This is a genomic window from Thermomonas brevis (assembly GCF_014395425.1).
Classification (GTDB): domain Bacteria; phylum Pseudomonadota; class Gammaproteobacteria; order Xanthomonadales; family Xanthomonadaceae; genus Thermomonas; species Thermomonas brevis.
In genome coordinates, this window is record NZ_CP060711.1 from 429,556 (window position 1) to 444,784 (window position 15,229).

General features: G+C 65.1%; 15 protein-coding genes. 4 read left to right on the forward strand and 11 right to left on the reverse strand.

Going from position 1 to position 15,229, the window contains the following annotated elements; all coding sequences use genetic code 11:
• The first annotated feature begins 83 nt into the window (after window positions 1–83).
• The 3 genes from H9L17_RS01965 to H9L17_RS01975 all read left to right on the forward strand — a co-directional run bounded on the left by H9L17_RS01965 (window position 84) and on the right by H9L17_RS01975 (window position 4,048).
• Window positions 84–1,904, forward strand: a complete 1,821-nt coding sequence (locus H9L17_RS01965; RefSeq protein ID WP_187570708.1) for a DEAD/DEAH box helicase — start codon at window positions 84–86, stop codon at window positions 1,902–1,904.
• Window positions 1,905–2,105: 201 nt separating this feature from the next.
• Window positions 2,106–2,861, forward strand: coding sequence for a type 1 glutamine amidotransferase (locus tag H9L17_RS01970; RefSeq protein WP_187570709.1), 756 nt, complete (start codon window positions 2,106–2,108; stop codon window positions 2,859–2,861).
• A gap of 47 nt (window positions 2,862–2,908) precedes the next feature.
• Complete coding sequence (locus H9L17_RS01975; protein ID WP_246455248.1) at window positions 2,909–4,048, forward strand: BaiN/RdsA family NAD(P)/FAD-dependent oxidoreductase; 1,140 nt, start codon at window positions 2,909–2,911, stop codon at window positions 4,046–4,048.
• Window positions 4,049–4,055: 7 nt separating this feature from the next.
• Here the strand turns inward: H9L17_RS01975 and H9L17_RS01980 are convergent, their stop codons facing one another.
• Window positions 4,056–4,208, reverse strand: coding sequence for a hypothetical protein (locus H9L17_RS01980; RefSeq protein ID WP_187570711.1), 153 nt, complete (start codon window positions 4,206–4,208; stop codon window positions 4,056–4,058).
• On the reverse strand, window positions 4,205–4,969 hold the full coding sequence (locus tag H9L17_RS01985; RefSeq protein WP_187570712.1) for a sulfurtransferase: 765 nt from the start codon (window positions 4,967–4,969) through the stop codon (window positions 4,205–4,207). Before H9L17_RS01985 ends, H9L17_RS01980 begins: the two co-directional genes overlap by 4 nt.
• Window positions 4,970–5,048: 79 nt before the next feature.
• Between H9L17_RS01985 and H9L17_RS01990 the strand changes: the two genes are divergently transcribed.
• On the forward strand, window positions 5,049–6,293 hold the full coding sequence (locus tag H9L17_RS01990) for a TIGR03862 family flavoprotein (RefSeq protein ID WP_425507377.1): 1,245 nt from the start codon (window positions 5,049–5,051) through the stop codon (window positions 6,291–6,293).
• 27 nt (window positions 6,294–6,320) lie between these two features.
• Here H9L17_RS01990 and H9L17_RS01995 read toward each other — a convergent pair whose 3' ends face one another.
• From H9L17_RS01995 to H9L17_RS02035, 9 genes are all read right to left on the reverse strand, one after another.
• Window positions 6,321–7,436, reverse strand: a complete 1,116-nt coding sequence (locus H9L17_RS01995) for an MraY family glycosyltransferase (protein WP_187570714.1) — start codon at window positions 7,434–7,436, stop codon at window positions 6,321–6,323.
• A 137-nt stretch (window positions 7,437–7,573) separates the two neighbouring features.
• On the reverse strand, window positions 7,574–8,584 hold the full coding sequence (locus H9L17_RS02000; protein ID WP_187570715.1) for an NAD-dependent epimerase: 1,011 nt from the start codon (window positions 8,582–8,584) through the stop codon (window positions 7,574–7,576).
• A gap of 36 nt (window positions 8,585–8,620) precedes the next feature.
• Window positions 8,621–9,751: a glycosyltransferase family 4 protein gene (locus H9L17_RS02005; protein WP_187570716.1), complete on the reverse strand. Its 1,131-nt coding sequence runs from the start codon at window positions 9,749–9,751 to the stop codon at window positions 8,621–8,623.
• Window positions 9,752–9,756: 5 nt separating this feature from the next.
• On the reverse strand, window positions 9,757–10,191 hold the full coding sequence (locus tag H9L17_RS02010; protein ID WP_187570717.1) for a hypothetical protein: 435 nt from the start codon (window positions 10,189–10,191) through the stop codon (window positions 9,757–9,759).
• Complete coding sequence (locus tag H9L17_RS02015) at window positions 10,188–10,514, reverse strand: hypothetical protein (RefSeq protein ID WP_187570718.1); 327 nt, start codon at window positions 10,512–10,514, stop codon at window positions 10,188–10,190. Before H9L17_RS02015 ends, H9L17_RS02010 begins: the two co-directional genes overlap by 4 nt.
• Window positions 10,514–11,596 carry a glycosyltransferase family 4 protein gene (locus tag H9L17_RS02020; RefSeq protein WP_187570719.1) on the reverse strand — a complete coding sequence of 361 codons (1,083 nt, stop codon included), beginning with the start codon at window positions 11,594–11,596 and terminating at the stop codon, window positions 10,514–10,516. Before H9L17_RS02020 ends, H9L17_RS02015 begins: the two co-directional genes overlap by 1 nt.
• A complete protein-coding gene (locus H9L17_RS02025; protein ID WP_187570720.1) occupies window positions 11,593–12,891 on the reverse strand; it encodes a glycosyltransferase in 1,299 nt (432 codons plus the stop codon). Before H9L17_RS02025 ends, H9L17_RS02020 begins: the two co-directional genes overlap by 4 nt.
• Window positions 12,831–13,985 carry an O-antigen polymerase gene (locus H9L17_RS02030; protein ID WP_187570721.1) on the reverse strand — a complete coding sequence of 385 codons (1,155 nt, stop codon included), beginning with the start codon at window positions 13,983–13,985 and terminating at the stop codon, window positions 12,831–12,833. The genes H9L17_RS02025 and H9L17_RS02030 overlap by 61 nt, the downstream gene beginning before the upstream one ends.
• Window positions 13,982–15,229, reverse strand: a complete 1,248-nt coding sequence (locus tag H9L17_RS02035) for a lipopolysaccharide biosynthesis protein (protein ID WP_187570722.1) — start codon at window positions 15,227–15,229, stop codon at window positions 13,982–13,984. Before H9L17_RS02035 ends, H9L17_RS02030 begins: the two co-directional genes overlap by 4 nt.

Sequence of the window (15,229 nt, forward strand, 5' to 3'; positions counted from 1 at the left end):
GCACTGGACTTGAACGCCTGCTCCACGGCCGGCGCGTACACTATGCGGTCCTGTCTCCTTCGGCGATTCCGCCCAAAGGCACCATGAGCGCCGATACCACGCCTCCCCTGTTCTCCGACCTCGGCCTGCCCGAGACCCTGCTGGCCGCGCTGCGCGAGGTCGGCTACGAGTCGCCCTCGCCGATCCAGGCCGCCACCATTCCGCCGCTGCTGGCCGGGCGCGACGTGCTGGGCCAGGCCCAGACCGGCACCGGCAAGACCGCCGCCTTCGCCCTGCCCGCGCTGGCGCGGCTGGACGCGGCGCCCGGCAAGCCGCAGGTGCTGGTGCTGGCGCCGACCCGCGAGCTGGCGATCCAGGTCGCCGAGGCGTTCCAGAAGTACGCCCACCACATCCCCGGCTTCCAGATCCTGCCGATCTACGGCGGCCAGGGCTACGGCCCGCAGCTGCATGCGCTCAAGCGCGGCGTGCACGTCGTGGTCGGCACGCCCGGCCGCGTCATCGACCACCTGGAGCGCGGCACGCTCGACCTGTCCGAGCTGCGCATGCTGGTGCTGGACGAAGCCGACGAAATGCTGCGGATGGGCTTCATCGACGACGTCGAGGCGGTGCTGAAGAAGACCCCGGAGACGCGCCAGGTCGCGCTGTTCTCGGCGACGATGCCGGCGCAGATCAAGCGCATCGCCCAGACCTACCTGAAGGATCCGGTCGAGATCGCGATCAAGGCGCAGACCACCACCGCCGCCAGCATCCGCCAGCGCTTCTGGATGGTCAGCGGGATCAACAAGCTGGACGCGCTGACCCGGATCATGGAGGCCGAGCCGTTCGAGGCGATGATCATCTTCGCCCGCACCAAGATGGGCACCGAGGAACTGGCCGAGAAGCTGGCCGCGCGCGGCTTCGCGGCGGCGGCGATCAACGGCGACGTCGAGCAGAAGACCCGCGAGCGCACGATCCAGAAGCTCAAGGACGGCCAGATCGACGTGCTGGTCGCCACCGACGTGGCCGCGCGCGGGCTGGACGTGGAGCGGATCAGCCACGTGCTGAACTACGACATTCCCTACGACACCGAAAGCTACGTCCACCGCATCGGCCGCACCGGCCGCGCCGGGCGCAGCGGCGAGGCGATCCTGTTCGTGGCCCCGCGCGAGCGCGGCATGCTGGGCGCGATCGAGCGCGCCACCCGGCAGAAGATCGAGCAGATGAACCTGCCGAGCGTGGACGCGGTGAACGAGCGCCGCGTCGCCAAGTTCCTCGAAAAGATCGACGGCGTGCTGGCCGGCGACGACCTGTCGGTGTTTCGCGACTTGGTGGAACGCTACGAACAGGAGAAGAACGTGCCGGCGGTGGAGATCGCCGCCGCGCTGGCGCGACTGGTGCAGGGCAAGACGCCGCTGCTGCTGCCCAAGCCCGTCGTGCCGGAGCGCACTTTCCAGCCGCGCGAGGACAAGCCGCAGCGCGAGCGCCCCGAACGCGCGCAGCGCGAACCGCGCGAACGCACGCCCCGCGAACACGGCGCGCCGGAAGTCGGCATGAAGACCTACCGCATCGAGGTCGGCTACCAGCACGGCGTGCAGCCGGGCAACATCGTCGGTGCGATCGCCAACGAGGCCGATCTGGAAAGCCGCTTCATCGGCCGCATCGACATCCGCGACGACTACACCCTGGTCGATCTTCCCGAGGGCATGCCGCCGGAACTGCTGCAGCACATGCAGGGCGTGCGCGTGGCCAGCCGACCGCTGCACATGCGTCTTGCAACCAATGAAGATCAGGACGCCCCCAAGCGCAAGCGCAGCTTCGGCCCGCCGCGCGGCGACCGCCCCGGCAATGACAGCCCGCGCAAGTCGGGCGGGTTCAAGCCAGGCGGCCACAAGCCCGGTGGCTTCAAGCCGCGCGGCCCGCGCTGAACCAATGCGGTTCCCTCTCCCCATCGCAGATGGGGAGAGGGTGCCGCAGGCGGGTGAGGGGCGCTTTTCGCGCGAACCGCCCGCCCCTCATCCGCCCAGCGGGCTGTCTCCCCGCCATGCGGGGAGAAGGAAAAGCACTGGCATGCCGATATGGTTGCCAGCGATTGGCCGCCCTCCGCCGGTCTTTGGCATAGTTTCCCGATGTCCCGCCTCCTCGTCTTCCAGCACGTGGCCGCCGAGCCGCTCGGCACGCTCGACCCGCTGATCCGCCAGCGCGGCCACCGCATCCGCTTCGTCAACTTCGAGCGCAACCCGGACGCGCAGCCCGACGTGGAGCGCTACAAGGGGCTGGTGGTGCTGGGCGGGCCGATGAACGTGGAAGACCAGGCGCAGCGCCCGCACCTGCGCACCGAACTGGCCGCCATCGGACGCATGCTGGAGCTGGGCCGCCCGGTGCTGGGCATCTGCCTGGGCGCGCAGCTGCTCGCGCATGCGCTGGGCGCGCCGGTGAAGCGCCACCACACGCCGGAGATCGGCTGGTATCCCCTGCACGCCACCGATGCCGGCCGCACCGACACCGTGCTGTCGCCGCTCGGCGACAGCGCGCCGGTGTTCCAGTGGCATGGTTGCCATTTCGAGGTGCCGGCCACCGCCACCCACCTCGCCCGCAGCGACACCTGCGAGCAGCAAGCGTTCCGCTGGGGCGACAACGCCTACGGCTTCCAGTTCCATCTGGAAATGGATCAGCCACTGATCGAACGCTGGCTGGCGAATCCCGCCTACCGGCGCGAACTGGAGCAGTTGTCCGGCACGCAGGACGACGCACGCATCCGCGCCGACACCCAGCGCCATATCGCCGGCATGCAGGCGCAGGCCGACGCCGTGTTCAACAACTTCCTCGACCTGGTCGGCCGCCCGCAGCGCCGTCACATCCTGCCCTCGCGCGAGTGGACGTGAGCGAACGGTTCGACGCCATCGTGATCGGCGCCGGCGCGGCCGGACTGATGTGCGCCATCGTCGCCGGGCAGCGCGGCCTGCGCGTGCTGGTCGTCGACCATGCCAACAAGGTCGGCAAGAAGATCCTGATGTCCGGCGGCGGGCGCTGCAATTTCACCAATACCGGCACCACACCGGCCAACTACCTTTCCGCCAACCCGCACTTCTGCAAATCGGCGCTGGCGCGCTACACGCCGTGGCATTTCATCGAGCTGGTGGAGCGGCACGGCATCGCCTACCACGAGAAGGAGCTCGGGCAACTGTTCTGCGACGAGTCCAGCAAGCAGATCGTGGCGATGCTGCTGGCCGAATGCGAAGCGGCCGGCGTCGAAATCCGCACGCATTGCAGCGTCGAGGACGTGCAGCAGACCGATGACGGCGGCTTCCGCCTGCGCACGTCGCAGGGTGCGTTCGCCGCGTCGTCGCTGGTCGTCGCCAGCGGCGGACTGTCGATCCCGAGCATGGGCGCAAGCGGCTTCGGCTACCAGCTTGCGAAGCAGTTCGGTCACGACGTGCTGCCCACCCGCGCCGGCCTCGTGCCGTTGACGCTCACCGGCAAGCATGCCGAGCGCCTGCACGATCTGGCCGGCGTCTCGCTGCCGGTGGAAGCGCGCTGCAACGGCGTCAGCTTCCGCAACTTCCTGTTGGTGACCCATCGCGGCATCAGCGGCCCGGCGATCCTGCAGATCAGCTCCTACTGGCAGCCGGGCGACGACCTGCGCCTGGACCTGCTGCCCGGCACCGACCTCGACGCGCTGCTGCACGACTGGCAGCAGCGCCGCCGAGACGCGGAGCTGAAAACCCTGCTGGGCGAAGTGTTGCCCAAGCGCTTCGCCCAGCGCCTGTGCGAACACTGGCTCGCCAACAAACCACTGCGCCAGTACAACGCGCCGGAACTGCGCGCCATCGCCGAACTGCTGGGCAATTGGCCGCTGGTCGCCAGCGGCACCGAGGGCTACCGCACCGCAGAAGTTACATTGGGCGGCGTGGACACCGATGGACTGTCATCCAGCACGATGATGTCCAAGCGCGTCCCCGGCCTGTATTTCATCGGCGAAGTGGTGGACGTCACCGGCTGGCTGGGCGGCTACAACTTCCAGTGGGCGTGGGCCAGCGGGCAGGCGGCGGGAGCCGCGCTTGGCAGCTGAGCCGGCCTCAGAACGGAAACGGAACGCCGATCATCGGCCCGAAGTACCACCACGCGAACCCGAGGATGGCGACCCACAGCGCAATCTTGAGCAAGGCGCCCACCACCTTGATCGCGGCATAGATCGCCACGACCAGAAGCAGGATTCCGATCCAGCTCATGCGCCGATCTGCCCGGCCGCAGCGCCATCGGCCATTGGCTGCAATCGCGAATCCAGCGCTACCCGTTCGTCGAACACGAAGCAGCCGCCGTCGTAGCCCACGCCGCCGACCGCCTCGAAATAGCCGAGGATGCCGTCGTCCAGCTGCAACACGTTGTCCATGCCGTCCTCGCGCAGCCACAGTGCCGCCTTCTCGCAGCGGATGCCGCCGGTGCAGAAACTGACCACGGTGGCGTCGCGCAGCGACTCGCGATGCGGCGCCAGCGCAGCGGGTAGGTCGGTGAACCGGTCGATGGGCAGGGTCAGCGCACCCGCGAAGGTGCCGTAGGCGATCTCCTGCCGGTTGCGCGTATCCAGCAGCACCAGCCGCCTGCCGGCATCGTCATGGCCCTGCTCGATCCAGCGCGCCAGCGTCTTCGGCGCCACCACCGGCGCGCGCTCGCCCGCCTTCAGCGGCGAGGCCTGTTCGCGGCGGAAGGTGATGATCTCCGCCTTGCGCTTGACCTTCAGCCGCGCGAACGGCATCGCCTCGCTCCAACTTTCCTTCGCATGCAGCGCCGCGAAGCGCGGGTCTTCGCGCAGCCATGCCAGGAAAGCACGCAGTGGCGCTTCGTTGGCGGCCAGAAACAGATTCAACCCTTCCGGCGTCACCAGCATGGTGCCGCGCAGGCCGTCCGCCTCGGCGCGTTCGCGCAGGCGCTGGGCCAGCGCATCGGCATCCTCGATGGGCACGAACAGATAGGCGGCGATGTTGAGGATCATGGGGAAAATCCGGCGAGACGCATCCACGAACCGCGCATTCTAGTCGCCCGACGGCGGCGGCCGTGGAATCATGTGCGGGATGAGCACGACGCATCCCTCTCGCCTCGCCGTACTCGGCGGCGGCCCCGCCGGCCTGATGGCCGCCGAAATCGCCCGCGCGGCCGGTATCGACGTGCACCTGTTCGAGGCGAAGGGCTCGGTGGGACGCAAGTTCCTGATCGCCGGCAAGGGCGGGCTCAATCTCACCCATTCCGAAGCGCGACCCGCATTCGATGCGCGCTACCGCGAGCGCGCCGGCGAGGTCGGGCGCTGGCTGGACGCGTTCGATGCCGACGCCCTGCGCGCGTGGGCGCGCGGCTTCGGCGTCGACACCTACGTGGGCAGTTCCGGCCGGGTGTTCCCGCTGGACCGCAAGGCCGCGCCGCTGCTGCGCGCCTGGGTACGGAGGCTGAAGGACACCGGCGTGCACTTCCACGTCCAGCACCGCTGGCTGGGCTGGGACGATGCGGGTGCGCTGCGCTTTTCCACGCCCGAAGGCGAGACCATCTTCGCGGCCGACGCAGTGGTGCTGGCGCTGGGCGGCGGCAGCTGGCCGCAGCTCGGTTCCGATGGCGCCTGGACGGAAACTCTGGCGCAACGCGGCGTCGACATCGCACCGCTGGCCCCGGCCAACTGCGGCTTCGACATCGGCTGGAGCCCGCATCTCGCCGGCAAGCATGCCGGCGCGCCGCTGAAGCCCGTAGTCGCGCACTGGCGCGATGCGCACGACCGCGACCATGCGCTGCAAGGCGAATGCGTGCTGACCGAAACCGGCATCGAGGGCAGCCTGATCTACGCCATCGCCGCCAACCTGCGCGATGCCATCGCCCGCGACGGCGAAGCGCATCTGCACCTCGACCTGGCGCCGGGCCGCGACCAGCAGCGCCTGCACGCCGACCTGCAAAAACCGCGCGGCAGCCGCAGCCTGGGCGAACACCTGCGCCGCCATGCCGGATTGGACGGCGCGAAGACCGCCCTGGTATTCGAGACGATGGACAAGACCTCGTTGCAGGACATGGCCGCCATCGCCGCGACGATCAAGCGCTTGCCGCTGCGCCTGCTGCGCCCGCGCCCGCTGGCGGAAACCATCTCCAGCGCCGGCGGCGTCAGGCTGGAGGCGCTGGACGACGCACTGATGCTGCACGACCTGCCCGGCGTCTTCTGCGCCGGCGAAATGCTGGACTGGGAAGCCCCGACCGGCGGCTATCTGCTCACTGCCTGCTTCGCCAGCGGCCTGCTGGCCGGCCGGGGCGCGGCGGATTGGCTATCCGGCAAACGCAGCTGAGCGGCACCGGGCGCGCTCGCGCGGAATTCAATCGATTTCCCGCACCGCATCCTTGGCCAGCGCCGGAGGAGGCGCATGGCGCAGCCGGCGGAAGAACGCCACCGCGCGTTCGCGCTTGCTGGTCAGCAGATACCAGCCCCCGCATAGCGCGGCGAACGCGGCGAGCAACAACGGATTGGGGATGTCCATGCGCATCGCCTGCCCCACCAGCAGCCCGCAGAGCAGGCTGAACCCGGTCAGCCACAGCGCGACGCGGGTCGGCCCGAAGCCGGCATCCTGCATGATGTGGTGGATGTGATCGCGTCCCGCCGAGAACGGCGAGCGTCCCTCCTGCAGCCGCCGCACGATCAGCACCAGGCAATCCATTACCGGCACCGGCAGCAGCCACAGCGCCAGCACCGGGTTCACGGGGTGCCCCTTGTTCTGGGTCAGGCGGAAGCTCACCCAGGCGATCACCAATCCCAGCAGGGCGCTGCCCGCGTTGCCCAGGAACACCTTCGCACGCGGCCGCCAAGGCAGGCGCATGTTCCAGATCAGGAACCCCGCCAGCGCGCCGCACAACACCGACAGGCGTCCGGCCAACACCTCGTTGCCCGCATAGATCGCAGCCGCCGAGAGCATCACCAACGCGGCCAACCCAAGCAGGCCGCACAACCCGTCGGCACCGTCGATCATGTTCATCGCATTGATGACGCCGATGGTGGCGAACACGGTGAACGGCACCGACAGCCACCCCAACGAGAACTCGCCCAGCCCGAACACCGGCCCGATCTGCTCCACCCGTACGCCGCCCCAATAGATCATCAGCAACGAGGCCACCGTCTGGATCAGGATGCGCCAGTACCAGCGCAGGTCGTACAGATCGTCGTAGATCCCCGTCGCCACCAGCAAGGACGCGGCGGCGAGGAACGAATGCAGCGCATGACTGCTCGACCGCCCCCACAGGAAGACGACCGCGCAACCCACGAAGATCGCCAACCCGCCGGTCACCGGCGTCGGCTCCGCGTGGTCCTTGCGCCCGGCGGGATGGTCCAGCAGCCCGAACCGATACGCCACGGGCTGGATCAGCCACAGCACGCCCGCGGTGACCACGAAGGTCAGCAAGGTCAGCGTCGGGTCGAAACCGAGGAACTTGTGCAACATCCTGTCGCCTCAATGCCTAGTCGGTCGGATTCTACGGTTCTGCACCCGGAGGATGGCAGCTCTGCCTCTGACAAGAATGAACGCGGGCCCGGACCGGGGCTTCATCCATGGTGGCGGCCCCTGCAAGAGCTTCGCACTCAGACACGGTAATAGTCCCGATACCAGCGCACGAAGTTCGCCACGCCTTCCTCCACCGGGACGACCGGGCGATAGCCGACATTGGCGATAAGGTCGGACACGTCGGCCTCCGTATCGGGCACGTCGCCTGGCTGCAGGGGCAGCATCTCCATTTGCGCCTTCCTGCCCAAGCAATCCTCCAGCACTTCGATGTAGCGCAGCAGTTCCACAGGCTGCTCATTGCCGATGTTGTACAGGCGATATGGCGCCACGCCACTGGTCGCCGGATCGGGGCGCTCGCCGGACCAGTCCGGATCCTTGCCCGGCACGCGATCCAGCGTCCGCACCACGCCTTCCACGATGTCATCGACATAGGTGAAGCTGCGCTTGTGGTGACCATGGTTGAACACGCGGATCGGCCTGCCTTCCAGAATCGCCTGCGTGAACAGGAACAGCGCCATGTCCGGCCGCCCCCACGGCCCGTACACGGTGAAAAAGCGCAGGCCCGTGCACGGAATGCCGTACAGATGTGCATAGCTGTGCGCCATCATCTCGTTGGCTTTCTTGGTGGCCGCGTACAGGGTCAGCGGATGCTCGGTGGCGGCGTGCTCGGAAAACGGCATCGCCCGGTTCGCGCCATAGACCGAACTGGTGGAGGCATACACTAGATGTTCGATGTCGTGATTCCGACAACCCTCCAGCATATGCAGGAAGCCGGTGACATTGCTGCTGACGTACACGTGCGGGTTCTCGGCCGCATAACGTACCCCCGCCTGCGCGGCCAAGTTCACCACCCGTTGCGGCCGGTGCGTGGCAAATGCCTGCTCCATCGCGGCCCGGTCGGCCAGGTCGGCGGTGACGTGGACATAGCCCGGCCGGGTCAGCAGCCGCACCAGCCGCGCCTGTTTGAGGCTGACGTCGTAGTAATCGTTGAGGTTGTCGATGCCGACCACCTCGTCACCGCGCGCCAGCAGCACCTGCGCCACGTGCGAGCCAATGAACCCGGCGGTGCCGGTGACAAGAACCTTCATTTCATTCCCTCGAAAATGGACCGAATTCCCGCCGCGTCACGCGCTGCCCAGCAGTTCCGCATAGACATCCAAGGTACGCGCCAACACGATGCGTTCATCGAACTGGGCAACGGCCTTTTCCCGCGCCGCAACGCCGAGCCTATGGCGAAGCACCGGATCCCACACCAACCGCTCGATGGCATCAGCCAGCGTCCCGCTATCCTTGACCGGCACCAGCAGCCCGTCCACCTCATGCGTCACCACCTCCCGGCAGCCGGGCACATCGGTGGTGACCAGCGCACAGCCGCTCGCGCCCGCCTCGATTAACCCTTTTGGCAAGCCTTCGCGGTAGCTGGGCAACGCCACGATCTGAACGGACCGGAACAACGTCGGCATGTCATCCACGTGCCCCAGCCACTGCAACAGGCCCTCGGATACCCACTCGCGCACGGCCGATTCCGGCACCGCCGCCGGATTGCCGGGATCCGGCGTCCCGGCAAGCAACAGGTCCACCGGCACCTGTCGTTCCCGCAGCAGGCGCGCCGCCTCCACATACTCCGCCACGCCCTTGTCCCACAGCAGGCGTGCTGGCAGCAACGCCTGCACACGATCTACCGAGGAGCGCACCGGACCTTGCGCAAACCGACGGCAATCCACCCCCGACCCAGGAATCAGGCGGGCCCGCTCCAAATCCAAAAGTCGCGCCTTGCGGAAGAGCGCTACGTCATCAGGGTTCTGAAGGATGAGGCGCGCGTTGCGCCCGCCCAGTGCCAAATGCAACAGCCCGCGCACCAGCGGCCGCAGGGCGCGCGCCCTCCACGACTGGCTGGTGAAGACGTAGCCCATGCCGGCCACGGCGTTCACCCGCGCAGGCACGCCGGCAAGCCGCGCAGCCAATGATCCGTACACCACACATTTGATCGTGAATCCATGCACCACATCCGGGCGTTCGTACCGGAACAGGCGCACCAAGTGCCACAGCAACAGCGCTTCGCGGAGGGGGTTCAAGCTCCGGCGATCCATGGGCGCTGGTTGCCAATGCAGGCCGCATGCCCTGATCTTTTCCCCGTAAGGGCCGTCCGGAGAAAGAAGTACGACTTCATAACCGGCATCGCGCAGGGCAAGCGCAAGTGAGCGGCGAAAGTTCCAAAGATACCAATCGGTGTTGGCGAATAGGACGACCTTCATGAACGCTAGCCGCAAGCTGCCTTGCGCCCAATGAAAATGAAGGTCTCGCAATACCTATGCGGCCAAAGCTTCATGAACGGAAACGTGATCAATCGCCACACTAAGTAGACCGGAACGGCAAACATGAAGTAGGAACTTACGAAAAAGTAGCGGACTTCCACCGGCTCAATACCCGCGTCGGTCATGTTCCGGATCATTTCCTCGGGACTGCACCCATCATAGAAGGCCGGGAATCCCTGCTTCTCCCGCTTCGCTGGGAAAACGAAGAAAAGTAACCACCGCTTGACCGCCTCCGGGAGTAAAAGATTGAGGCGGGCAAACATCGCGCGCTTGCAGGGGCAGAACGTATACACGCTGCCGCCCGGCTTGAGGAGCGCTCCGATACCCTTGGCAGCCAGCTTCCCGTCAAAAACATGCTCAAGCACCGACTGGGCAATCACGACGTCATGGTCCCCTCCCCGATGACCCGCTCGATGGGCCCGATGATCGTGCGGGCATATGCGCCACGCGGAGCGCGCCCAAGCTCATCCGCGTCAAGATCGATCCCCGTCACCGACAAGCCCCGGCCTGCGACTTCGGCAGCGTCGAAAAATGGGCTCTTCCCCCCTCCCACCTCGGCGAGTGCGACTTCGCGGAAGTCCTCATGTCGGAGCAAATCACAGAACGCGGAATTGCCATCAACAGCCATTTCCCCAAACAGGGCCCTGTCGATGGAGCGCGAGATCCGTACCTGCCACGAAAAAAACCTTGCGATGGTATTCATTAGGTGCTCTGAACTTCCTTGGTCCTAGCGATGCCTCGAAGAAGCTCGATCATGCGCCCGCCTTGGGCCTGCAGCGAATATCGCCGTTCGACGATCGAGCGGCCGTTATCGCCGAATTCGCGACGAAGCCGCGCATCGACGATCAGTCGCTCCAGCGAGGACATCCAATTTTCCGAGTCCGTCGCCAGGAAACCCGAAGTTCCTTCCTGCACCACGGAGGCATTCGCTCCGACCGCCGACGCGACCACGGGAAGCCCGCACCCCATGTACTGGACGATCTTGTAGGCGCACTTCCCCCGCTCCCACGGCGTGTCCAACAGCGGCATGATCCCGATGTCGAATGCCTGGATCGAGCCAACCTCTACCGCTTCCGACCAGGGAGCGGCCTCGAAGGGTCCGCCCGCCAACTGGTCGGGGCGCGCGCCGACCGCGATGCATCTGATGCCGTGCCGTTTCTTGATCTCGCGAAGCGGCGCATACACCATCCTGAGATAATGCGCCGTGGACGGAGAACCGATCCATCCGACGGTCACCGGCTTACGGTCGCCGCGCTGGCGGGACTCCAGCGCATATCGTTCCAGGTCGACCACGGTGGGAACGACGGCCACACGAGCAGCGTAGCGGGACGAATACTCGGCCAAGTAGTCGTTGCCCGCGACGACCAGGCATGCGCGCGACATCAACCTGCCCAGCTTCGTGCCCAGCAGAGCCCGCACGAGTCTGGACGGGTGGTGCTCATAGCGATGGAATACCGCATCGTCGTAATCAAGAACGATCTTGGTGTCGCGCCCAAGCAACGCGCTTTCCATCGCGAACGGGATCCACGGCAAGGCTTCCTTCTCGATCCAGACAAGGTCGTACTGCTTCGATCGCATGAGCGACGCGCAGCGTCGCGCATATCCCTGCGCCACTTCGCGGACGGACGCACGGCCGCGATAGAGCGATTCGACGTACCGGTCCGAAAAAAGCGGGCAGGCTTCCACGTCAATGCCGGCCTCACGATACAAGGGCAGGTACTGGAAGGTCCGCAGCCTGCTACTCGCCCCAAGGCGGCCATAACGGGTGAGCGCGAGGACTCTCATGAAACGCAAGCCCTTTCCAGTCCATCCACAAACTTGGCACCAACTACCGGCCAAGAAATCTGGTCGAGTACATGCTGGTCCAGCGTGCATTCGTCCTTGCGCGCCCATGCGACGAGCGTGAAGTCGTCGACGCCATGAACGTGCAAACCGCGCAAGACGCCCCGACGCAACAGGGCAAGCGTTGGATCACGCGACAAATCGTCCATGTTGGGAAAATAGGCTATCGGGCGACGGGCAGCCAAGCAGTTCGCCACCTTTCCCGGCACCTGAACGTCGCTACTGTTCCCAAGGATGATATTGGCATGGGCGCTGCGCAGCTCCCGCACGTAATCAGGATGGTCGAGGCTGCCCCGCGATTCGACAAGCCCGCGACGCACATAGTCGCCGAGCTCCTGCTCGACTTTTGGCCCCGATCCGAAAAACAAGACCTTGAAGGAAACCCCTCCGGATTCGAGGCCTCTCATGAACGCAGCCAACCCATCCAGGGATCGGTATTCGTCGTTGACCTTGCCCGCATACACAAAAACCCGCGGCCCCGGCGGACCATGCGCAGGGATCTCAGAAAAATCGGAGGGGTCGTACCCCATGGAAGCAACAACTACTCGCTCCTCATCAACCCGGAAGCGCTCTTGGTACAGGCTCTTGGTCTCATCGGTCGTCACGTAGATGACACGCGCACGGGCAATCACCTTTCGCTCGATCCACCTTTCCACAACCAGCCGAAGGCCCGTCCGTCGCCGCCCGGGCTCGTAAACCCAGGGATCTCCATAGTCGAGGGCAAGCGGAATGCGGAGGATCATCGACAAAAGTGACGCTGCGACATGCGAGGAGAATGGCGCCCCGCTGGAAACGACGACGTCGAACGCGCTGCGACGACCCAATTGAATGCCGCACGCCACTGCGCGCGGAACCCACAGTATGAAAGTATCGGGAATGCACAGGCGCAATGCGATTTTCCGCAATCGACGATAGATGCCCTTCCCGATGCCACCGGCCGCGCGGTTCCTCGCGCCATCGGCGACCGCGCGAAGCATGCCTCCGGGCAACGCCACGACCCGGGCCGACAGCTTCGTGCGCGCGAAAAGCGCCGAACTTTCCTCAAGCGGCCGTGGCCACTTGCACGTCAGAAGTACGGTCTCGTGGCCGTCCTTGTGGAGCGCCTCCACGAATGCCGCAACGCGCGTGGCATGCGAGCCCGCCGACGGCGGCGCAGCCGCGGAAAGAAATAGAACCCTCATTTGAATCTGAACCGTTTCGTCAGGATGATGCTCATGCCAGCCGCGATGGCCACCCACCAAGCGAAATCGTAAGAGAAAAGAACGTTTTCGCGCACACTGAGGACCAAGGTAGTCAGCATCATGGACGACACGACGGCCCAAAAAAAAGTCGGCCTCGCCGCAAACTTGCGCATGGCATAAGAAGCAACAAACCCCTGCAGGAACGAGATCACGACGACACCGATGTATCCCGACGACTTGTAGAAATAGTAATAACTCGGAACCGTGTTGGCGGGCTCCGGGACATAGACGAAAGGCACCGAGAGATCAACCGCCAGGTTCGAATGAAAAATGTAATTGATCGCTCTGGCAGGAAGGTTCAAGAAGATCCAGGTATCCTCAAAATGGGCCGTATGGAGCAGCTCGCTCATCACAAACACACTCGAATTCAGGTAATACGAGAGGGCCTCGAATACTGCAGCCACCGAAAATTCGGAGATTTTCCCAAGCTTGAATTGCGTATAACCGAAGTAGGCAGCAAAGACGACCACCACTCCGGCCAGCAACTGGATGGCCCGCCCTACCCTGATGTCCTTGCCTTGCAAGTGCAGGAAGGCCGCGGCGATGCACGACGTGAATATCATAGACCGCCTGGGCGATATCATCAGCACCAAGGCAACCATCACCAGCAACCCTGTCGCACGCTTGCTCAGAACGCCGCGCTTCAGGCAATAGAGGCAAAAGAACAAGAATATCGGAATTGAAGCGTATAGCCGTCCCGCTGCGCCGCCGATGAAATCGCCTTCTTGCGAATATCTCACGTTCATCTGGTACAACGTGTCGCCCGCGCCGGAGAACACATCGATGCCCATGCCATACCAGGCTCGAACGGCCAGGATCGCCCCAATCACGCCGACCCCCAGGAGCGCTACCAACGCAACCTGATGGCTTCGGACCCGAGCCGGCAGGTCGCGCGCAGGGCCGACGTCCACTCCCTTCCCTACAAAACAGCCGAACAGCGTGGCAATCAGTGCCAAGGTGCAGATCGCAGCCGCCGTGAGGCTGATCCGGCCGCGCTGGCTGTCACCGAACACTCCGCTGGCAAGCTGGAAGAAGGGAATGGCCCAGGCAGCAACGAGCACCCACGCCGGCGTGATTCGGAACGTCCTCATCGCATATTCCAGAACTTCAAGGCCAGCGCGACAAACACTACGGCCTCGCCAACGAGAACAGCCAGGGCAGCATCGACTACCGGGAGCCGCAGAAGCAGGCATGCCCCCGCAAACAACGCCGTCATAGCGAGTCCGCTCCATATCGCATGCAGATACTGGCGATCCCGGCCTCCCGCCAGCAGGCCCTGGATTCCGAGGAAATTATTGGCCACGCCGAAGGCCAGCCAGCCTACAAGGATGGTAAGGATAGGCGCCGCTCCCGGGATGGGCTGACCGTACAGCAAAAGGAGGAGCTTCTCTCCCCATAGATATGTTGCCAATACCAGCGGCGCTGCGGCAATCAGCCAGATCGCCGCCATCAGGGCCGCCAATCTCGTGGCCTTGGCTGGAGAGTCCACGTGCATCTTGGCCATGCGCGGGTAAATCGTCAGGAAAAATGGCTTGAGCGACCCACTGGCGCTCCTTGCGATCCGGTCAGTTGCTGCGTATGCGCCAGCGCCGGATGCTCCACCCAGCATTCCGGCCAGCCCTACGCCCACGAGATTCTGCAAGGATGCGCCTGCAGTCGCGAGGAACGCGCTTCGACCCTGGCCGAGCAGCGACACGGATGGCATCAGCGATGTACGTGTCTGGAAGCCGAGCGTCTTGACGGAAACCACGGCGCCCGCCGCGAACATGCCAGCGCCGGTCCCGAACAGCAGCCAGCCCGGGCCAAGCTTCAAGGACAGCGCAGCCACGATCAGCGTGAGCGCGACGAGGCGCCCCAAGAGGTTGAAAATCGCAACGTATTTCGCGCGATGAGTCGCGACCAGATACCAGTTGGCCTGCAGCGCTGTTCCAAGCAACACAAGTACGCCTCCCGCAAAAGCCGGGAGCGTGATCTCGATGCGAAGCATCACGCAACCCGAGATCCACACCAAGAGGGCCAAGGGGAACAACGCCAGCTTGTTTCGCAGCACCGCCCTGCCGATGTCCGATTCCGCGACATTCCTGGGTTTGGCCGCAAGCAATCTAGGCCCGACGGCGTCGAAAGAATACTCGGACACCAACAAGGCCGCTTGCGACGCGACGAGCATGAGGCTGTAGGAGCCGAATTCTGGCACACCGGCCTTCCGGACCACCAATGGCGCGATCAACAGCGGAAATACGGCATTGATGGCCTGGGACAGGTACATCAGGAGCAATTGAAGCCCTCCGCTGCGACGCGCAAGGACCGCACGCTTGAGGGCCAGGGCGAACGACAC